The sequence below is a fragment of the Pararhizobium mangrovi genome, assembly GCF_006516965.1.
Taxonomy (GTDB): Bacteria; Pseudomonadota; Alphaproteobacteria; order Rhizobiales; family Rhizobiaceae; genus Pararhizobium_B; species Pararhizobium_B mangrovi.
On record NZ_VHLH01000024.1, the window covers coordinates 1 to 20,403 of the forward strand.

General features: G+C 66.1%; 18 protein-coding genes. 3 read left to right on the forward strand and 15 right to left on the reverse strand.

What is annotated here, in order from left to right:
* Positions 1-132 precede the first annotated feature (132 nt).
* On the reverse strand, positions 133-1,389 hold the full coding sequence (ispG, locus tag FJU11_RS12635) for a flavodoxin-dependent (E)-4-hydroxy-3-methylbut-2-enyl-diphosphate synthase (RefSeq protein WP_141167428.1): 1,257 nt from the start codon (positions 1,387-1,389) through the stop codon (positions 133-135).
* 252 nt (positions 1,390-1,641) lie between these two features.
* Between ispG and clpS the strand changes: the two genes are divergently transcribed.
* Complete coding sequence (gene clpS, locus FJU11_RS12640; RefSeq protein ID WP_141167429.1) at positions 1,642-1,947, forward strand: ATP-dependent Clp protease adapter ClpS; 306 nt, start codon at positions 1,642-1,644, stop codon at positions 1,945-1,947.
* 16 nt (positions 1,948-1,963) lie between these two features.
* On the opposite strand, the gene FJU11_RS12645 is transcribed toward clpS, so the two are convergent.
* Positions 1,964-2,458 (reverse strand): hypothetical protein, encoded by a 495-nt coding sequence (locus FJU11_RS12645; protein WP_141167430.1) that lies wholly within the window; start codon positions 2,456-2,458, stop codon positions 1,964-1,966.
* Positions 2,455-4,368, reverse strand: a complete 1,914-nt coding sequence (locus tag FJU11_RS12650; RefSeq protein WP_181408175.1) for a glycoside hydrolase family 15 protein — start codon at positions 4,366-4,368, stop codon at positions 2,455-2,457. Before FJU11_RS12650 ends, FJU11_RS12645 begins: the two co-directional genes overlap by 4 nt.
* Before the next feature lie 238 nt (positions 4,369-4,606).
* Between FJU11_RS12650 and FJU11_RS12655 the strand changes: the two genes are divergently transcribed.
* Together FJU11_RS12655 and FJU11_RS12660 are read left to right on the forward strand one after the other, a co-directional pair.
* Entirely contained in the window at positions 4,607-5,896 is a 1,290-nt protein-coding gene (locus FJU11_RS12655; RefSeq protein WP_181408176.1) for a cation:proton antiporter, read from the forward strand.
* A 419-nt stretch (positions 5,897-6,315) separates the two neighbouring features.
* Complete coding sequence (locus tag FJU11_RS12660; RefSeq protein WP_141167433.1) at positions 6,316-7,050, forward strand: DUF4396 domain-containing protein; 735 nt, start codon at positions 6,316-6,318, stop codon at positions 7,048-7,050.
* Between the two features lie 29 nt (positions 7,051-7,079).
* Here FJU11_RS12660 and FJU11_RS12665 read toward each other — a convergent pair whose 3' ends face one another.
* From FJU11_RS12665 to FJU11_RS12720, 12 genes are all read right to left on the reverse strand, one after another.
* Positions 7,080-7,268: a DUF3008 family protein gene (locus FJU11_RS12665; protein ID WP_141167434.1), complete on the reverse strand. Its 189-nt coding sequence runs from the start codon at positions 7,266-7,268 to the stop codon at positions 7,080-7,082.
* A gap of 71 nt (positions 7,269-7,339) precedes the next feature.
* Positions 7,340-8,527, reverse strand: coding sequence for an MFS transporter (locus tag FJU11_RS12670; protein ID WP_141167435.1), 1,188 nt, complete (start codon positions 8,525-8,527; stop codon positions 7,340-7,342).
* 12 nt (positions 8,528-8,539) lie between these two features.
* Positions 8,540-9,322: a DeoR/GlpR family DNA-binding transcription regulator gene (locus tag FJU11_RS12675; RefSeq protein WP_141167436.1), complete on the reverse strand. Its 783-nt coding sequence runs from the start codon at positions 9,320-9,322 to the stop codon at positions 8,540-8,542.
* An 80-nt stretch (positions 9,323-9,402) separates the two neighbouring features.
* A complete protein-coding gene (locus tag FJU11_RS12680) occupies positions 9,403-9,849 on the reverse strand; it encodes a thiol-disulfide oxidoreductase DCC family protein (RefSeq protein ID WP_235891019.1) in 447 nt (148 codons plus the stop codon).
* A gap of 53 nt (positions 9,850-9,902) precedes the next feature.
* Positions 9,903-13,364 (reverse strand): pyruvate carboxylase, encoded by a 3,462-nt coding sequence (pyc, locus tag FJU11_RS12685; RefSeq protein WP_141167437.1) that lies wholly within the window; start codon positions 13,362-13,364, stop codon positions 9,903-9,905.
* A 142-nt stretch (positions 13,365-13,506) separates the two neighbouring features.
* The gene (locus FJU11_RS12690; protein WP_141167438.1) at positions 13,507-14,247 is read right to left on the reverse strand and encodes a LuxR family transcriptional regulator; all 741 of its coding nucleotides are present in this window, start codon (positions 14,245-14,247) and stop codon (positions 13,507-13,509) included.
* Positions 14,248-14,356: 109 nt separating this feature from the next.
* Complete coding sequence (locus tag FJU11_RS12695; RefSeq protein WP_141167439.1) at positions 14,357-16,744, reverse strand: aldehyde dehydrogenase family protein; 2,388 nt, start codon at positions 16,742-16,744, stop codon at positions 14,357-14,359.
* Positions 16,745-16,781: 37 nt separating this feature from the next.
* Positions 16,782-17,711: a deoxyribose-phosphate aldolase gene (gene deoC / locus FJU11_RS12700; RefSeq protein WP_141167497.1), complete on the reverse strand. Its 930-nt coding sequence runs from the start codon at positions 17,709-17,711 to the stop codon at positions 16,782-16,784.
* A 282-nt stretch (positions 17,712-17,993) separates the two neighbouring features.
* Positions 17,994-18,389 carry a YkvA family protein gene (locus FJU11_RS12705; protein WP_141167440.1) on the reverse strand — a complete coding sequence of 132 codons (396 nt, stop codon included), beginning with the start codon at positions 18,387-18,389 and terminating at the stop codon, positions 17,994-17,996.
* A gap of 170 nt (positions 18,390-18,559) precedes the next feature.
* Positions 18,560-18,853, reverse strand: coding sequence for a 4a-hydroxytetrahydrobiopterin dehydratase (locus FJU11_RS12710; RefSeq protein WP_141167441.1), 294 nt, complete (start codon positions 18,851-18,853; stop codon positions 18,560-18,562).
* A 123-nt stretch (positions 18,854-18,976) separates the two neighbouring features.
* Positions 18,977-19,570 carry an RNA 2',3'-cyclic phosphodiesterase gene (thpR, locus tag FJU11_RS12715; RefSeq protein WP_141167442.1) on the reverse strand — a complete coding sequence of 198 codons (594 nt, stop codon included), beginning with the start codon at positions 19,568-19,570 and terminating at the stop codon, positions 18,977-18,979.
* A 98-nt stretch (positions 19,571-19,668) separates the two neighbouring features.
* Positions 19,669-20,346 carry an arylesterase gene (locus tag FJU11_RS12720; RefSeq protein WP_141167443.1) on the reverse strand — a complete coding sequence of 226 codons (678 nt, stop codon included), beginning with the start codon at positions 20,344-20,346 and terminating at the stop codon, positions 19,669-19,671.
* Between the last annotated feature and the right edge of the window lie 57 nt (positions 20,347-20,403).

The window sequence follows — 20,403 nt, forward strand, 5'->3', positions numbered from 1 at the left end:
TCCCTCCCTGGACTCTGAAGTCTCACAACCTCAGCATCCCCGGTCCGGACCGGATGGACAACCTAATGAAAGCTCACAACTAGAGCCTTTCGGGTTCATACGGAAACGCCTCAAACGAACCGGGACCCTGCCCTATTCGGCAGCGTCCACGCGGCCCGTACCGAAGCGACGTTCGATGTAGTCGGCGACCATGTCCTGGAAATCCTCGGCGATCTTCGGCCCGCGCAGGGTCGCTGCCTTCTCGCCGTCGACGAAGACGGGGGCGGCCGGGTTTTCGCCCGTGCCCGGCAGCGAGATGCCGATATCGGCGTGCTTCGATTCGCCCGGGCCGTTGACGATGCAGCCCATCACCGCGACGTTCAGCGCCTCGACGCCGGGGTACTTCTCCCGCCATGCCGGCATGTTGGTGCGGATATCGTTCTGGATCGTCTGGGCGAGTTCCTGAAAGACGGTCGAGGTCGTGCGCCCGCAGCCCGGGCATGCGGCGACGACGGGGACGAACTGGCGAAAGCCCATTGTCTGGAGCAGTTCCTGCGCGACCTGCACCTCGCGCGTGCGGTCGCCGCCCGGTTCCGGCGTCAGCGAGACGCGGATCGTGTCGCCGATCCCCTGCTGAAGGACGATGCCCATCGCGGCGGCCGAGGCGACGATGCCCTTCGTACCCATGCCGGCTTCCGTCAGGCCGAGATGCAGCGCATGGTCGCAGCGCCGCGAAAGCTCGGCGTTGACGGCGATCAGGTCCTGAACCTGCGAAACCTTCACGGAGAGGATGATGCGGTTGCGCGGCAGGCCGATCTGCTCGGCGAGTTCGGCCGAAAGGAGCGCCGACTGGATCGCAGCCTCGCGCGTGACGGCACGTGCCGTCATCGGGGAGCCCTTCGCCTGGTTCTCGTCCATCAGCTTCGTCAGAAGCTCCTGATCGAGCGAACCCCAGTTCACGCCGATGCGAACCGGCTTGTCGTTCTCGATCGCCTTTTCGACGATCGCGGCGAACTGCGTGTCGCGCTTGTTCCTGAACCCGACATTGCCCGGGTTGATGCGATATTTGGCAAGTGCCTTCGCGCAATCGGGGTAATCGGCGAGCAGCTTGTGGCCGATGTAATGGAAATCGCCGACGAGCGGCACGTCGACGCCGAGACGGTCGAGACGTTCGCGAACCCTCGGCACGGCGGCAGCGCTTTCGTTGCGGTCGACGGTGATGCGCACGATCTCCGATCCGGCGCGATGGAGGGCTGCGACCTGCGCGACGGTCGCGTCGACATCGGCCGTGTCCGTGTTCGTCATCGACTGGACGACGACCGGCGCACCGCCGCCGACGATCACGCCGCCGACGTCGACGGCGACCGAGGAACGGCGTTCGAGAGGATCGGAAAGGAGCGGTTGGGTCACGCGAAAGCCTCGGCAGATGCGGCCGGCGCCTCGGACCGGCCGACGGGTTCGAGGTGGGCCAGAACGGCGCGCGTGTCAACCGGCATGCCTTTTCTTATGCACGCGGCGGCGTTACATGCCCGTTCAATCGAAACCTTCGCCGATCCCAAGGCCTGTTCTCGACGGGATCGCACGCGCATGCAGCCTTTTTCGCACTGACGCGTTCTATCCGGGATGGCGGAGGAAGACGCGACAGGAACAACGGATCCTCTCATGAGCGACACGCCGACCACCCCGAAGACGAGGACGCGCACGAAGGTCGAACGGCCGCGCCTTCACAAGGTCATTCTCGTCAACGACGACTACACGCCGCGCGATTTCGTCACCCGCATCCTCAAGGCCGAGTTCCGCATGTCCGCGGAACAGGCGCGCAAGGTGATGATCACCGCCCATCGCAAGGGAAGCTGCGTCGTGTCCGTCTATCCGCGCGACGTCGCCGAAACGAAGGCGACCCGCGCCACCGACCAGGGACGGCGCGAGGGCTATCCCCTGCTTTTCACCACCGAGCCGGAAGAGTAGCCGGCGGACGAACCGGTCAATGCGCGTAGGCGATGCCGAGCACGAGGCCGAAGAGCGCCTGCGCGAGCACGGTGATCGTCGGCGTCAGCCGGCCGTAGTGCAGGCCGAAGGGGCCGGGTGGCTCGACCCGCCGCCGCGACGTCGGCCCGTCATAGTCCGTCGCCATGCGCGGATGCACGTAGGGCAGCGTCGGCAGCATGACGGTGATGAGAAACAGCCCGTGCAGGAACCCCATCAGCGCGCCGAACCACCAGCTCGAATAATCGAGCGTGTAGAAGACGCCGACATAGACGAGCCCGAAGACGAGGCCGCCGAGCGAATAGAGAATGTAGCCGATCACCTGCGCGCGGTGGCGGCTGCTGGCGAACATCGTGCCGAAGAGGAAGGGCAGGCTCATGCGCGAGATGCCGAGCATCTGCGCGCCTTCGGTCACCGTGCTCATGATCGCCGTGGCGATCAGGCCCCAGACGAGGACGAAGAGCCAGGAATGGTGAAACGCCGTGTCGATCATGTCTCGGTTTCCGGTTCGAGTTCCGCTTGGCCCTCTTCGTCGGCACCGTGCTCCAGCCCCTTGCCGGAACGTCGCCGAACGTCGGGCTTGCGGCCCTCTTCGACGCGTTCGAGCGCAAGTGCCGCGTTGATGAAGCCGGTGTGGGTGAAGGCCTGCGGGAAATTGCCGAGGAATTCGCCGGTCTCGGTGTCGACTTCCTCGGCGTAGAGGCCGACGTCGTTTGCCTCCGCGATCAGCTTTTCCAGCCGTGCGCGAGCCTCGTCGAGTTCGCCGGCACGCGCGAGATAATCCACCGCCCAGAAGCTGCAGATGCCGAACGCGCCCTCGTTGCCTTCCATGCCGTCGGTGCCATGCTCGTAGCGCAGGATCCAGCCCTTGTGGTCGAGGCGCTCGCGTATGCGCTTCCAGGTGGAGACCATGCGCGGATCGTCCGCCTCGATGATGCCGGTGCGCGGCATCAACAGTGCGGTCGCGTCGACGAAGGTCTCGTCATAGGCGCCGACGAAGGCGCCGATCTCGGCATTGTAGGCGCGCTCCATGATCTCCGCGCGGATGGCGTCTCGCTCGCGCACGAAGCGGTCGCGGTCGACCTTGATGACGCCCTTGTCGGCGAGTTCCACGAGATCGTGGAGCGCTGCCCAGCACATCACCTTGGAATAGGTATTGTGGCGGCGCATGCCACGCTGTTCCCAGATGCCGTCGTCGGGCTTGCGCCACTCGTCGCAGACCACGCCGCCGACCTTGCCGAGAAGCCGGCACTCCGAAGGCGTCAGCCAGTTTCCCCGGCGGATGGAATCGACCGCGGCGTTGATGACTTCGCCGTAGACGTCGAGCTGGAGCTGGTCCTTCGCCGCGTTGCCGATGCGAACCGGCGCGGAATGGCGATATCCGGTGAAGTGGTCGAGGGTGATCTCGGAGACGTCGGTGCGCCCGAACACGTCGTAGAGCGTCAGGAAATGCGGCTGGGTGCGCTGCGTCGTGTGCATCAACCAGTCGAAGAAGGCGAGGCCCTCGCGCTGGAACCCCGTATCGGCGAAGGCGCGCAGCATGAAGGAAGCGTCGCGCAGCCAGCAGAAGCGGTAGTCCCAGTTGCGCCCCCCGCCGATCGATTCGGGCAGCGACGTCGTGGCCGCGGCGACGATCGCACCGGACGGGACGAAGTCGAGAAGCTTCAACGCCAGCACGCTGCGCTGGATCTGGGCGACGTAGCGGCCGGTGTAGCGACACTGGGAAAGCCATTCCCGCCACCAGGCCGTCGTCTCGTCGAGCTTGCGGTCGCCGTCGAAGGCGCTCGCCATGATCGCCGGATCGCGCGTCGCGCAGGTGAAGATCACCCGCCTGCGTTCACCGGCCTTCAGCCGAACCCGGCCGGCGAGACAGTCCATGCCGCGCAGTTCGAGCTGGACATCGGAATGGACGAAATGGTGCGTGCCCGAATTGCTGATCGCCCAGCCGTTGCGGGCGCGGCTGTGAATGCGGATCTTCTCCCGGCCGTAGTCGGGCCGGGGTGCGCAGACGATCTCGGCTTCCGGCATGCCCTCGACCGCATCGACGATGCGCACCAGCTCGCGCTCCGGATCGAGCCGCCGGCCCCCTTCGGCCGCGATCGCCATGAAGTCTGTCACGGTCATGCGTCCGTCCGGCCCGGCGAACGTCGTTTCAAGGACGTTGGTGCCTTCGAGGTAGCGCCGCGAGACCATCTCTCCGCCGGCCATGCGCACGGTGAAATGCCCGCCGCGGGTCCGGTCGAGCATCGAAGCGAAGATCGACGGGCTGTCGATGTTCGGCAGGCAGAGCCATTCGACGGCGCCGCTCTTCGCGACGACCGCCGCCGTGCGGCAATCGCCGATCAGCGCGTAATCGCGAATGGGTGGAAAATCGGACTCGGTTTGGCGGGTTTCATCGGACACGGCTGCGAACTTAACCGGATTACGCACCGCGGCAAGCGCGCACTTCGCATTTGTGCCGCACGGCAACATGGGCGGCCCTGCCCGTGGCGCCGGTGCATCGCCGGCCGGGTGAGGTATGGTGCGTGCCTCGCTCGCCGGAGCCATGCCGACGCAGGATTGACCCCGCCGGCGCCCAAGCCCATATCGCCGGTACGCGTCGGTGCTACGGCGCGATGCGCCACGCATCCGCGTCCGCCGGGTGCCGACTTTCGATCGCGAAACGGCCGCCGGGGGCTACGTGGGGACCTATCTCGACCTCTCCCACCTCAATCTGACGCTCGCCATCACCGGCGGCATCGTGCTGCTGCTGGGCCTCGTCGGCGGCTATATCCGCAATACGTTCTGGATCAGCGAGCCGATCGTCGCGACCCTCGTCGGCATCGCGCTCGGGCCTGCCCTTCTCGGCATCATGCCGGGCATCCACCCGAGCACGCATCCGGGCGCCTTCATGCACGAACTCGCCCGGCTCACGCTCGCACTCGCCGTCATGAGCGCGGCGATCCGCCTGCCGATGACCTACATCTCCGACAACTGGCGCAGCCTGACAATCGTCATCGGCGGCGGCATGATCGTCATGTGGCTGATCGGCTCGATCCTCGCGGCGTTCTGCTTCTCCTTCGGATGGATGGCGGCCCTTCTCGTCGGCGCCGTCGTCTCGCCGACCGATCCGGTGCTGGCCGGCGTGGTGACGAGCGGCAGCATCGCCGAACGCAACATTCCCGGCCGCATCCGGCACCTCCTGTGCGCGGAAAGCGGACTGAACGACGGTCTCGCCATGGTCGTCGTCGCCCTGCCGATGATCCTGATGCAGCATGCCGACGCCGCCGCGCTTTCCGACTGGGCGATCGAGATCGTGCTTTGGGAGGTGATCGGCGGCATCGTCGTCGGTGCCGCCATCGGGTGGGTGGCAATGCATCTTCTGAAATGGTCGCGCCGGCGCGCGCTTTCGGAAACCCATTCGACGCTGACGATCGGCATCGCGCTCGCCGTCACGACGCTCGCCGTCGTTCGCCTGATGGGTTCGGACGGTATCCTCGCGGCGTTCGTCGCCGGCGCCTTCCTCAACCGCGCCATCGACGATTCCGAACGCATCCACGAGCACATCCAGGAGGCGATCGGCCGCTTCTTCATTCTGCCGATCTTCCTCGTCTTTGGCGCCGCGCTTCCATGGCAGCAATGGTTTTCGATGGGCTGGCCGGTGCTCGTCTTCGCTCTCGCCGTGCTTTGCCTGCGCCGGATGCCGCTCTTCCTGCTCCTCGGTAAGATCGTCCCCGACATCCATACGCGGCGCGAAACACTCTTTGCCGGCTGGTTCGGCCCGATGGGCATTTCGAGCCTCTTCTATGCGACGCTCGCCGTGCAGGAGACCGGCTTCGAGCAGGTCTGGCCCATCACCGCGCTCGTCGTCCTTGCCTCCGTGGTCGCGCACGGCATCACCGCCATGCCGCTCGTGCGCCGGATCAGCACCGACATGTGCGAGGAAACCTGAAAGGCTAGAGCCTTTCAGGTTCATACGGAAGCGCTCTGTTCGATCGTGCCGGTTTCCCACGCGAAGGCGATCGCAGCGCGATGTGGTTCACCAGGCGAGATCGCCGACAGTGAGGCGGAGAAGCAAACGAGCCAGTGGCTCGTTTGCCCGCCGAACGGGAGAGCGGCACGGTCGAACCCTTCGGGCCGACCCTGTTTGCGCCATGACGCTTCGACGGATGGCTCGACCGTACCACCAGTACGCTCGAGCCATCCGTCTCGGTCCTGACGCAAACAGGGTCGGCGGAGCGTTTCCGTATAAACCTGAAAGGCTCTAACGTTCGCCCGACCGCCATCGGGCACGTGCGACCCTTCGACCCGGAACCCATCGGTTCCACCCATCGTTTGCACCGCTCGCGACAACCGAACTGCGGGACGCCGATGGTACCGACCTGGCTGCACATTCTTTCCATCGTGGCGATCGCCACAGGTTTCGTCTGCGCCGCGATCGTCGTCGTCGACGAGTGGCGCGATCCGCAGCACATGTGGATCATGAACCTCGTGTGGCCGCCGGTGGCGCTCTTCGCCGGACCGCTTGCGCTGGCTGGCTATTTCGTCTGGGGCCGGCTCGCCACGGACAGCCGCATGAAGGCGGCGATGGAAGCGGACGAGCCGATGCCCAATATCGCGCGCAGTTCTTTCGCGGCGATGGTGGGCAAGGGTTCGGCGCATTGCGGCGCGGGCTGCGCGCTTGGCGATATCGTCGCGGAATGGTTCGCCTTCTTCGTTCCCGCCGTCGCCCTGTGGCTCGGCTGGAAATCGGTCTTTCCCGACAAGATCTTCGCCGTCTGGATCCTCGACTTCATCGTGGCGTTCTGCTTCGGCATCGCCTTCCAGTATTTTTCGATCAAGCCGATGCGCGACCTGACGCCCCGCCAGGGCCTCGTTCAGGCCGTGAAGGCGGATACGCTCTCGCTCGCCTCCTGGCAGGTCGGCATGTACGGCTTCATGGCGATTGCCCACTTCTGGATCTTCGCACACGTTCTGGGCACCAGGCTCGAAGTCGCGAGCGTGGAATTCTGGTTCATGATGCAGATCGCCATGCTGTGCGGCTTCGCCACCTCCTACCCGATCAACTGGTGGCTACTGAAGGCCGGCGTCAAGGAGAAGATGTGAAGCGGCGGCCCGCACACCGATAGAGCGGATCAGTCGTCCTTCTTCTTCTGCGGCAGGTCCTTGCGCTCCGTCTCGGCGAATTCCTCGAGCTGTTTCTCGCTCATGGAATCGACCATTTCACGCGAGGCCCCCTTGAGATCCGATTTCTTCGTCTCGCCGCGCTTGGCGGAGAGCGCGGCACCCGCGGCCTTTTGCTGGGCCTTCGATTTTGCCGGCATCGTCCGGCTCCTTTCCGTTTTCGTTCAGGACGCCGTTTCAATCGGCCACCGGCCGGAAAGGTTCCGGACCGTCAGTTGCCTTGCGTGCCGCCGTCGGCGTGCCGTGCGAGCGAAGACAGTGCCAGCACGACCAGGAACAACATGGCCAGACAGGAATAGATCAGCCGGAAGCTGACATGCTCGGCGGCGAAGCCGATCAGGGACGGGGCGAAGAGGATGCCCGAATAGCCCATGAAGGTGACGAGCGAGAGCGCCACGCCCTGCGCGAGGCCCGGCATGTTGCCAGCGGCCGAAAAGGCGATCGGCACCATATTCGCGATGCCGATGCCGGCAAGCGAGAAGCCGGCGATGGCGACGGCGACGTTCGGCGCGAGGCCCGCGCACAGCATGCCGACGAGGGCTGCGAACGCGCAAAGCCGCATCGTCTTCACCGCACCGAGCCGGTCGCGCACCGGATCGCCGGCAAAGCGCATCAGCGCCATCGCCGCGGAGAACGCGCCGAAGCCGAGGCCAGAAAGCACGATGTTCGCATCCAGTGCGCGGCGCAGGTAGATCGCGCCCCAGTCGAGCACTGCACCTTCGGGCACCATCGCGAACAGCGCCATGATGCCGATGAGGTAGGGCACGATCGATCGCGGCATGGCGAGCGGCGTTCGCGCCTCGTCGGGTTGCGGGCCGTCGGTCGCGATCATCGTCCATGCGGAGGCGAGCGCCGCCGCCTCGATCAGCGTCACGACGACGACGTGCCAGAGCGCGCCGAAGCGGGCGATCAGCACGCCGCCGAGCACCGCGCCGACGAGGCCGCCGAGGCTCCAGAAGCCATGGCAGGACGACATGATGGCGCGCTTCATCCGCCTTTCGACGACGATCGCGTTGGCATTCATGGCGATGTCCATCGCGCCGACCGTGGCACCGACGAGGAACATCGCCACGGCCGCCGACGGCACGTTCGTCACGAGCGTCAGCACCAGAAGCGCCGGCACCGTCGTCATGGCGGTAAAACGCAGGATCCGGGCCGAACCGATCCGGGCGATCAAGCTGCCGGTCAGCGGCATCATCGTCAGCGAGCCGATACCGAGCATGAGGATCATCAGCCCGAGGCCGAAATCGCTCAGGCCGAGCCGTTCGGCAAAGAACGGCACCTTCGGCGCCCAACTGCCGAGCACGAAGCCGTTGGCGAAGAAGAGCGCACCCAGTGCGCGCCGTCCGGCCGGGAAGGCCCGCGCGGTGCGTGCGCCGAGCGCCGTTCGCTGAAGCATGTCGTCCTCCCCTCAGCGACCGGCTTTTCGTGCCGGGTCGCCAGCGCGTACGATGTCGCACCCGCAATTTGCAAGCGATGCGGCCGACGCATCGTGTTCGATCACGAGATGGGCGAGATCGCCGATCCGTGCGACGGAAAAGGCGCTCGCATCCTGCAGCTTCTCGTTCGTCGCCGCGACGATCACCGCCCCGGCACGCTCCACCGCGTAGCGCTTGAACGCGGCATCCTCGTATCTCTGCGCCGTGACTCCGGCCGTGTGATCGACACCGCATGCGCCGAGCACGAGCCAGTCCGGCCTCAACCGATTGAGATCCGCGATCGCCGTCGCGCCGACCGCACCGCCGATCTGCGGATCGACCCGTCCACCGATGACGATCAACGCGAGATCGGTGCGTTCGGCAAGCGCCGCGGCGATCGCGGGCGCATTCGTGACGACGGTCAGGTCGGCATCGCGCGCAAGGGCATGCGCCACGGCGAGATTGGTGGACCCGGCATCGACGAAGACCGTGCTTCGGGCGGGTATCAGCGCGGCCGTCGTCCGCGCCAGCGCCATCTTGCGTTCGCGCGCCAGGGCGCTGCGCTCGGTCAGCGGCGCCGGACCCGTTTCCGGAATCAGCGCGCCACCATAGACGCGTTCACAGTACCCTCCGGCCGCAAGGTCCCGAAGGTCGCGGCGGATGGTGTCCCCCGAAACGCCGAACTCTTCCGCAAGTTCGCTTGCCACCACGCGCCCGCGTTCGGCAAGCGCCGTTCGGATACGTCGATGGCGTTCGAGCAGGAGATGATCCGTCATGGACTTCGTGCATAATTCGGAAACTTCGTGCACGAATACGCACGGCCGCTCACGGGGTCAAGACCGTTTCGGGACGGTGGTCAATCCGGCTTTTCGGTCAGGACGCGGCCGGCAAGCGCCTCGCCGCCATAATCGCACTGCCGGTTCGTCCCGAACACGGCGTAGCGATTGCGTGCGATCAGCCGGTAGACAGCGTCGCGAAGCGGACGCGGTACGAAACGGGCAAGCCCCACGAAGCGCCACCCCGGCAGGCGGGAGACGATGGCGATCGCGCCATCGGAACGCATGAGCGCCCGCCCGTCGAGGAGAACGGCATTGGTCTGCGGATCGGCGGGGTCGATCCCGAGCGCTTTTGCCAGCGTGGCCCCGTAAGGGCTCTGAATCGGCGTAAAGCGAAATCGTCGATCGCGGTCGCGCCGGGCCACGAAGCGGATCCAGCGTGAGCACAGCCCGCAGCGCCCGTCATAGAGAATGACGCCGTCGTCGGGCCATGAACAGGGCTGGGTCATGCCCGGAAGATAGAGCATTTTCCAGCCGGAGTGATCCCATCGGGTCGCAAAGCGCTCTGGCGGGCCTTGCCTTACGTTTCGTAGACGACGAGCAGGTCCTTGGTGTCGATCTGGTCGCCGGGCTTGACGATGATCTCGGCGATCTTGCCGTCATGTTCGGCATGCAGTGCGGTTTCCATCTTCATCGCCTCGATGGAAACGAGCACGTCGCCGGCCTTGACCGCCTGACCCGCCTCGACCGAGACGCCGGAGATGACGCCCGGCATCGGCGCGCCGACATGGGCCTCGTTGGTCACGTCCACCTTGCGCCGCGCACCGGCGACGGCACCCTGCATCGTACGGTCGGGCACGCGGATGACGCGCGGCTGGCCGTTCAGTTCGAAGAAGACGGTCGCCATGCCCTCGTCGTTCGTCTCGCCGATCGCCTGGTTGCGCACCACGAGCGTCTTGCCCTTTTCCAGTTCGACGAAGATCTCCTCGCCGACCGGCAGCCCGTAGAAATAGGTCGGCGTCGGCAGGACGCTCATCGGACCGTAGGACTCGCTCAGCACCGCGTAGTCGGTGAAGACCTTCGGGTACATGAGATAGGAGGAGAGCTCACGCTCGTCGACGGACCGGCCGAGCTTTTCCTCGATCGTCGCGCGCTCGGCATTAAGATCGGCGGCGGCAAGCAGCGAGCCCGGACGCTCGGTATAGGGCTTTTCGTTCTTCAGCACCTTCTTCTGCAGCTTCTCCGGCCAGCCCGCCGGCGGCTGGCCGAGATCGCCCCGAAGCATCGAGACGACCGAATCCGGGAAGGAGATCTCTTTCTCCGGATTCTCGACGTCGGCGACCGTCAGGTCCTGGCCGACCATCATCAACGCCATGTCGCCGACGACCTTGGAGGACGGCGTGACCTTGACGATGTCGCCGAACATCAGATTCGCGTCGTGATAGGCCTTGGCGACGGCGTGCCAGCGGCTTTCCAGCCCCAGCGAACGCGCCTGTTCCTTGAGGTTAGTGAACTGGCCGCCCGGCATCTCGTGCAGGTAGACCTCGGAGGCCGGTCCCTTCAGGTCGCTTTCGAAGGCGGCATACTGGTTGCGCACGGCCTCCCAGTAGAAGGAGATGCGGCGGATCCATTCCGGATCGAGGCCGGGATCGCGCGCCGTACCCGTCAGCGCCTCGACGATGGAGCCGAGGCAGGGCTGCGAGGTGTTGCCTGACAGCGCGTCCATCGCCGCATCCACCACGTCGACGCCGGATTCGACGGCGGCGAGCACCGTCGCAGCGGAAATGCCCGATGTGTCGTGCGTGTGGAAATGGATCGGCAGGTCGCTCGCCTCACGCAGCGCGGTGAAGAGCGTCTTCGCCGCAGCGGGCTTGAGGAGGCCGGCCATGTCCTTGACCGCGATGATGTTGGCGCCGGCGGCCTCCAGCTCCTTGGCGAGGTCGACGTAGTATCTGAGGTCGTATTGCGGGCGCGTGGCGTCGTTGAGATCGCCCGTGTAGCAGATCGTCGCCTCGCAGAGCTTGCCTTCTTCGCGCACGGCATCCATCGCCACGCGCATGTTCTCCACCCAGTTCAGGCAGTCGAACACGCGGAAAACGTCGATGCCGGTGTCGGCAGCCTGTTTGACGAAGTGACGAACGACATTGTCGGGATAGTTCGTGTAGCCGACGCCGTTCGCCCCGCGCAGCAGCATCTGCAGCAGGATGTTCGGCGCGCCTTCCCGCACGCGGGCGAGCCGGTCCCAGGGGTCTTCGGTCAGGAAGCGCATGGCGACGTCGAAGGTCGCGCCGCCCCAGCATTCGAGCGAGAAGAGGTTCGGCAGCGCGCGGGCATAGGCGCCGGAGACGGACGCGATGTCGTGCGTGCGCATGCGGGTCGCGAGCAGCGACTGGTGACCGTCGCGCATCGTCGTGTCGGTGACGAGGACGCGACTTTCGCCGCGGACCCATTCGGCGAACTTTTCCGGGCCGAGCCGGTCGAGCCGCTGCTTGGTACCGTCGGGGACCGCGCCCTCGATGAAGGGAACGACGGGCGAAGCCGCGGCTGCCGTCGGGCGCGGACGGTCGCGCGTTTCGGGATGGCCGTTCACGGTGACGTCGGCGATGTATGTCAGAAGCTTCGTCGCCCGGTCGCGCCGGCCCACCTGCTCGAAGAGTTCCGGCGTCGTGTCGATGAAGCGGGTCATGTAGGAATTGTCCCGGAATTTCGGGTGCGTGACGATCGCTTCGAGGAAGGTCAGGTTCGTCGCCACACCCCGGATGCGGAACTCGCGCAGCGCCCGGATCATGCGCTGGATCGTCTCGTCGGCCGTCGGTGCCCAGGCCGTCACCTTTTCCAGAAGCGGATCGTAGAAGCGCGTGATGACGGCGCCGGAATAGGCCGTGCCGCCGTCGAGCCGCATGCCGAAGCCGGTCGCGCCGCGATAGGCGGTGATGCGGCCGTAATCGGGAATGAAGTTCTGCGCGGGATCCTCCGTCGTGATCCGGCACTGCATGGCATGGCCGTTGAGGCGGATGTCTTCCTGTTTCGGTACGCCGGATTCGGGAGTGCCGATGGCAAAGCCGTCGAGGATGTGGATCTGTGCCTTGACGATGTCGACGCCGGTGACTTCCTCGGTCACCGTATGCTCCACCTGAATGCGCGGATTGACCTCGATGAAGAAGAACCGGCTGCTTTCGGCGTCCATTAGGAACTCGACGGTGCCGGCTCCGACATAGTCCGTCGCGTCGGCAAGCTTGCGCGCGTAGGCGGCGACCTCGGCACGCTGCTCGTCGGAAAGGTAAGGTGCGGGCGCACGCTCCACGACCTTCTGGTTGCGCCGCTGGATCGAACAGTCCCGCTCGAAGAGATCGACGACCGTGCCGTGCGTGTCGCCGAGGATCTGAACCTCGACGTGGCGAGCGCGCTCGACGAGCTTCTCCAGATAGACCTCGTCCTTGCCGAAGGCGGCCTTCGCCTCGCGCTTTCCTTCCGTCACCTCGCGGGCGAGATCGGCCTTCTCGCGGATGACGCGCATGCCGCGCCCGCCGCCGCCCCAGGAAGCCTTCAGCATCAGCGGATAACCGATCGCTTCGGCAAGCTCGGCAACGGCGTCCATGTCGTCGGGCAGCGGATCGGTCGCCGGCACGACCGGCACGCCGACCTCCTGCGCGAGTTCACGCGCGGCGACCTTGTTGCCGAGCCGGCGCATCGTCTCCGGCGTCGGGCCGATGAAGGTGATCCCGGCTTCGCGGCAGGCATCGGCGAATTCCGGGCTTTCCGAAAGCAGGCCGTAGCCCGGATGGATCGCGTCGGCGCCGGAAAGCTTGGCGACGCGCATCACCTCCTCGATCGAAAGGTAGCTTTCGATCGGTCCCAGATCGCGACCGAGATGCGGTCCGCGGCCGACCTGATAGGATTCGTCCGCCTTGAAGCGGTGCAGCGAGAGCTTGTCTTCCTCCGCCCAGATCGCAACCGTTTTCAGGTTCAGCTCGTTCGCCGCGCGGAAGACGCGAATGGCGATCTCGGAGCGGTTCGCGACGAGGATCTTGGAGATGGGCAAAGGCGGCCTCCCTGCGATGTGCCGGTTCGAGGTCGTTCGAAGGCATGCGCAGGATTAGTAGCGGCAGAATTGCTGCAGTGCAATCTGCGAGCGCTTCGCCGAGGGACACGGGCGAGGCTCGCGCTTCGCGCGTACGGATGGCTTACACCAGCAGGCCCAGCCGAAAGGCGATGGCGACGGCGTGGTGACGATTGCGCGCCTGCAACTTGCTCTGGATGCCGTTCATGTACCAGTCGACCGTGTTGCTTGAGATTTCCAGCGCTCGTCCGATCTCGTGCGATGTCATGCCCTCGGATAGCCGGTCGAGCGCTTCGAGCTCCCGGCGCGTCAGGCGTACGGAAACCGGCGTCGTCATGGCCTTGTATTCGTCCGGACGGCAGAGGCGAAGCAACGTCCAGACCGTGCGTTTCGCGACGGCGTCGAGAAGGCTCATCGTCACCGCCGGGAGCGGACCGGGCCTGCCCGCCATGGACACGCTGCCGACCACGCCACGGTCGCCATAGACCGGGAACGTGTACCCGTCGAGCAGGCCGTGTTCACCGGCGCGGCGCATCATCCGCGTCATGCTCGCATGCGCCGGGTCGGCGCTGAACGCTTCCAGCGCCTCGCTCCACCGAAAGCCGCCCTGGCTGCGACGCAGGTAGCGGCGGGCGGGATCGGTCGTGCCATACCCCTTCTCGGCATAAAGCTGCCACCAGCTCTTCGGGAAGCGGTCGCCGAGGATGGTGTCGGGGACGGGAGCGTCGAGCGGCGCGTCCCTGAAGACGACGTAATGCGGCATGCCGAGTTCGCTCAAGGGCACGCCGAGCGCGGAAAGCAACGCTTCCGGGGATTGCGCCTTGGGCGCGTCTTCCAGGAAACGGAGAATGGCATCGTGGCTCACGCTCACCTCCGTCCGTGTCGAATATCTAGGACCCCCGTCCCTTCGTATCGCCTAATAAAACGCTGACGTGCAACAAAAATTTCCACACAGGGTCGAAAGAAACCGTCATCTACACGCCATAGGGGATCCATATGGTCTTGATTCGGCTGGCGCGATCAAGAAGACGCCGGCCCTTGAATTCCTCGGCCGCCACGTCGACGGTGGTCTCGTCGACCATGAAGACGGGCTTGAGATTGCCCGCCGAGCGCCGCTCGCAATCGGCGATTTCGCCGGCGGTCGCCGCACCCCACAGCACGTCGACATCGTCGTGATCGGCGAGCGTGACGGCGAGATCGGCGCGTGCCCCGGTAACGATGTTGAAGGTTCCGGCCGGCACGTCGCTCGTCTCCAGAACCTGGTAGAAGTCGGTCATCGAAAGCGGTGCCGGGGTCGAGGGGACGAGAACGATCCGGTTGCCGGCGGCAAGCAGCGGAAGCGCCAGCGAAAGGCTGCCGAGAAGCGGGCTCGCGTCGGGAGCGAGAACGCCGGCGACCCCGAAAGGCTCGTTCATGGCAAGCGTGGTATGCCGGCCGAGCGTGGAGGTGACGCGCGCATCGTGTTTGTCCGCCCATGCGGCGTAATGGAAGATCCGCCGGATCGACGCATCGATCTCGGCATCCGCCGCGCGTCGGCCGCCACCGACCTGAAGCTCGATCCGCGCGGCGAATTCCTCCGCGCGCTCGGCAAGGTTCTCGCCGAGATAATAGAGGATCTGCGCGCGCTGATGACCGGAAAGGCCCGACCAGCCCTTCGCCTTCGCGGCCGCCTCGACGGCGTTGCGGATGTCCTTGCGGTTGCCGAGCCCGGCTTCGCCCACCGCCGCGCCGCGCCGTCCGCGTACAATGTAGCTGTAGCCGCCGTCCGGACGTGCCTGTTTGCCGGCGACATAGAGTTTGGCGGTCCGGTCGACGCCGCCGGCCGGCCGTGTTTCCGGCACGGGTGCGGCTTCGGCCGGTGCCGTATCGGCAACCTTTCCGCGCGGAGCCGGCAGGCATTCCGGCTTGAGATATTCGGCCATGCCGGCCGCACCTCCCTCGCGCCCGTAGCCGCTTTCGCGATAGCCGCCGAAGGGTGCAGCCGCGTCGAAGAGGTTCGTCGCGTTGATCCATACGACGCCCGCCTCCACGCGCTCGGCGACGTGAAGGACCGTCGAGACGTTCTCCGACCAGAGCGACGCGGCCAGCCCGTAACGCGTATCGTTGGCGAGCGCGATGGCTTCCGCCGGGGTGCGGAACGTCGTCGAGGCGAGCACGGGGCCGAAGATCTCGACGCTCGCGGCCGTCGACGCCGGTGCGACGTTCGTCAGCAGCGACGGCGGATAGAAGGTGCCGGTCTCCGGCAAAGCGGCGGCGGGCTGGAAAAGTCGCGCGCCTTCCTTCTGCGCCGTTTCGACGATCGCGCGCACGCGTGTCAGTTGCTGCTGCGAAACGATCGCGCCCATGTCGATCGCCTTGTCGAGCGGATTGCCGAGACGCATCGTCTCCATGCGTTCGCGCAGGCGCTGATGCAGGTGATCGGCGATGCTTTCGTGGACGAGAAGACGCGAGCCGGCGCAGCAGACCTCGCCCTGGTTGAACCAGACGGCATCCACCACGCCTTCGACCGCCGCCTCGATATCGGCGTCCTCGAAGACGACGAAGGGGGACTTTCCGCCGAGTTCCAGCGAAAGCGCCTTGCGCTGACCCGCCGTCGCGACGCGAATGGAACGCCCGACATCGGTCGAGCCGGTGAAGGCGACCTTGTCGACACCTTCGTGTCCGACGAGCGCGGCTCCCGTCTCGCCGTCGCCCTGGACGATGTTCACCACCCCTTTCGGCAGGCCGACCTCCATGCAGATCTCGGCAAACGCGATCGCCGAAAGCGGCGTCTGCTCCGCGGGCTTCAGGACCACGGTGCAGCCGGCGGCGAGCGCCGGCGCGACCTTCCAGGCGAGCATCAGCAGCGGGAAGTTCCACGGGATGACCTGCGCGCACACGCCGACGGGCGCCATGCCCCGAAACTCGTCCGCGGCGAGTTCGGCCCAGCCGGCATGGTGGTAGAAATGACGGGCGACGAGCGGCACGTCGATGTCGCGCGTCTCGCGGATCGGCTTGCCGTTGTCGATCGTCTCGAGGACGGCAAGGAAGCGCGCATGGCGCTGGACCGCGCGCGCCAGCGCATAGAGCATCTTCGCGCGGTCGTGGCCAGCAAGGTCCGCCCAGCCCTTCTGCGCGGCCCGCGCCGCCGCGACGGCAGCCTCGATCGTCGTCGTGCCGGCGGCGGGCAGCTCGGCGAGGACGCGGCCGGTCGCGGGCTCAATCGTCTCGAACCGTCGCTCGTGCGTGCCGGCGACGAAGGCGCCGTCGACGAAATGGGCGAACTTTTCCGGCGTGGCCGCGAGCCATTCACGCACGATCGCGTCGTCTTCCGGTGCGGGGCCGTAGCTCATGTCCTTGAGAATGTCCGTCACGGCGTTCATGGAAACCTGCTTGCGAAGGCGAAAGGTGATCGGCCGGTCAGGCCATGGCGTGCCGTTCGGCGGCGGAGTATCGGCCCGTCACGGAATGCTCGATCTGCCGTTCGATGTCGGCAAGCAGCGAGGACGCGCCGATGCGGAAGCGCTCCGGCTCGGTCCAGTCCGTGCCGAGTTCCTCCTTCATCAGGACGAGCCAGGAAAGCGCATCCTTCGCCGTCTTGAGCCCGCCCGCCGGCTTGAACCCGGCGGAAAAGCCCGAAAGCCGGCGATAGTCGCGGATCGCGCGGCACATGACGAGCGAGACCGGCAGCGTGGCGTTGACGCTTTCCTTGCCGGTCGAGGTCTTGATGAAGTCCGCCCCGGCCATGAGCGCGACCATCGAGGCGTGGTAGACGTTGGTAAGCGTAGCGAGCTCGCCCGTGGCGAGGATCGCCTTCATGTGGGCCTTGCCGCAGGCGCTGCGCATCGCCGTGATCTCGTCGTGGAGCTGGCGCCAGTCGGCCTTGAAGACGAGCGAGCGCGAGATGACGATGTCGATCTCGCTCGCGCCGGCCGAAACGGCGTATTCGATCTCCGCAAGCCGTTGCTTAAGCGGCACGAGACCGGCGGGAAAGCCGGTGGCGACGGAGGCGACCGGAACGCCGCAATCGCCGAGCGCCGCGACGGCGGCCGGCACCATCGCCGGATAGACGCAGACCGCACCCGTCTTCACGCTGCCGGGTTCCAGACCAAGCGCTTCGACGAGATCGGGACGCAGCGGGTTGCGCGCCTTGGCGCAAAGCCGCGCCACGCGTGCTTCGGTATCGTCGCCGGCAAGCGTCGTCAGGTCGATGCACTGGATCGCGCGGACGAGCCAGGCCGCCTGCCACGCCTTCTTGACCGAGCGCCGCCCGCCGAGGCTCGCAGCGCGCCGTTCGGCCGCGCTCGTGTTGACGGCGACGCGCGCGAAGGCGTCGGCATCGAGCGGCATGCCGGGATTGAGGCGCCCGGTGTCATGTCCGATCGCGTGCTGTCCGGTCGCGATACGGTCGATTGTGTTCACCAAATCCTCCCGCATACGGACCCGACGCTCGAGCACCGTAAAGCGTTTCCGCCACGAACGATAGGGCGCGTTGTGACCTGCTCGAACAGGGCCCAGCGTCCTGCCTTCTTGTCCAGCGCATCGTTCACCACGCAAAACCGGAACGTTCCGGCTGGAAAATGCTCCGTCACGGGATCCTTCGCGAAGCCGGTGAGACGGACGACGATCCGTTTACGAGCTGCGGCGGCCGGCCAGATCGTCGTGCTCGGCGAGCGCTTCCTCCGCGGCGTCGTAGTGCGCCTGGGTGATGTGCCCGCGAATGGCCGAGATCGCAGCTGCAAGCACCGCCATGTCGTCGGTAAAGCCGAAGAAGGCGATGAAGTCCGGCACGATATCCGTGGGAATGACGAAATAGGCGAGCGCGCCGAGCAGGATCCCGCGCACCCGCATCGGCGTGTTGGGATCCATCGCGCAGTAGTAGGCGGCAACGACGTCGCGCATGAACGGCACCTGTCGCGCGGCCGATTTGAGCGTCTTCCAGAAGCGGGCTTGGACACGCTCCTTCTGGCGCTCCTGGGTCGCTTCGTCGCCGGGTTCGAGTATCTCGCCGATCTTCACGTCGTCCATCGTCACGCTCCTCGTTCGTTCGTCCGCCGGTCTCACGCGTCGCGGGAATGCGCAAGGGCCATGCCGCGTTCCGGGCCTTCGAACGGGCCGGATACCATCGCTTCTTGAGCAAGCGCACAATCACCCGGCCGGTTCCCGGAAACTGCAGGGTTCCCGGAAAGGTTCGCGCGCTAGCCGGCGATCCGGTCCATTGCCCTGGCGAGTTCGACGTCGTTTTCGCTGACGCCGCCGATATCGTGGGTGCTCAGGCACACCTGCACGGTCTTGTAGGCGTTGAACCAGTCGGGGTGGTGGTTCATCTTCTCGGCGACGAGCGCCACGCGGCACATGAAGCCGAACGCCTCGCTGAAATCCCTGAAGGTGAAGGTCCGCTCGATCCCGCTTCCATCGCCGTTGAGATGCCAGCCTTCGAGCGAAGGAAGGAGCGATTCGATTTGCGTGCTGTCGAGCTTTGCCGGTGACATCGTCTGGCTGATCCTTCTCGTAGCCGACGGCATGAAGCCGTTCGATCCTGCATCCTGGCCGGTCGAAGGGCAATGCGCGCGCAAGCGCGACGGTTCCGGCAAGACCTGCGGCCGGCCGCACCTTCAGTGCGCGGGCCGGCGCTCCCGTACCGCACCTTCGGCCGGCGTCTCCCCGCGGCGAGCGGGCAGCAGCCCGTAGTCCTCCTCGACGATATACGGGCCGCCGCCGACGGATTCGCGCGATGACATCAGTACGAAATTGTCGACGGTGAAGGCTTGCGTGCGAAAATCCCCGTGTCCGGCAAGGTAGCGCGCCACCTCGTCCACACGCGGCTGGCGCAGGCGGGCGAGCGTGACGTGCGGCGTGAACTTGCGGGCATCGCCCGGAAGCCCAACGCGCCGGCAGGCCCGGTCGACCTCCCCCTGCAACGCGTGAAGGTCCGGCGAGGCCGAGACCCCGGCCCAGACCGCCCGTGGCTTCCTGTTTCCGAAGGCGCCGACGCCGGCGAGCGCCAGCGCGAATTCGCGCCGCCGGATGCCATGCAGCGCCGTGGCGAGATCCGCGGCGATGGGGCCTTCCACGTCGCCGACGAAGCGCAGGGTCAGATGATAGTTCTCGGTATCGATCCAGCGCGCGCCCGGCAGGCCGCCGCGAAGGAGCGAAAGGCTCAACGCGGCATCGTGCGGAATCTCCAGGGCGATGAACAGTCGTGGCATGGCCAAACTCCCCGAATCGACACTGTCGGCACGAGCCGACCACGCATTTCCTATCGGCGCAAGCCGATCGGGCTTTCCGCTGGCCAGAAGCGGCGTCTTCAGCCCTTCTTTCCGGCCTCGGCCTGGCGTGCGCGCACTTCGTCGATTAGCTTTTCCGCGTAAGGCAGAAAGCGCTCGGCCATGATCGAAGTCCCCTTGTCGTTGGGGTGCAAGCCGTCGGAAAGCTGGCGGTCGGGATGCGTCGCGACCCCGTCGAGGAAGAACGGGTAAAAGACGAGGTCGTACTTCTTCGCGAGGCCGTCGAAGATGGCGTCGAACGTCTTCGTGTACGCTTCTCCCATGTTCGGCGGGGCCAGCATGCCGACCAGGAGCACGGCGATGCCGCGATCGTGAAGACGCCCGATCATCGCGTCGAGATTGGCTTTCGTCTTTTCCGGCGAAACGCCGCGCAGCGCATCGTTGGCGCCCTGCTCCAGAAGCACCGCGTCCGTGCCGTCGGGCACCGACCAGGCGAGGCGTGAAAGTCCGTCCGAGCTCGTGTCGCCGGAAACGCCGGCATTCGCGATGACGACGTCGTAGCCCCTCTGCTTCAGTTCCGATTGCAGCTTGGCGGTAAAGGTCTGGTCTTGAGGCAGTTCGTAGCCGGCCATCAGGCTGTCGCCGAAGCCGACGATCGAAAGGGGCGCGGCGATCGCGGGCGCAGCGCTCAGGCAGATCGCCGCGATGCCGAGGGCCGTCCATCGCCGGAAATCGGCACGCTTCGCTTTGAAACCCATTCGCCGCCACCTAAATCCAGCCACGGCCACCAAGGCGGCCGATCGTCCACACGATAT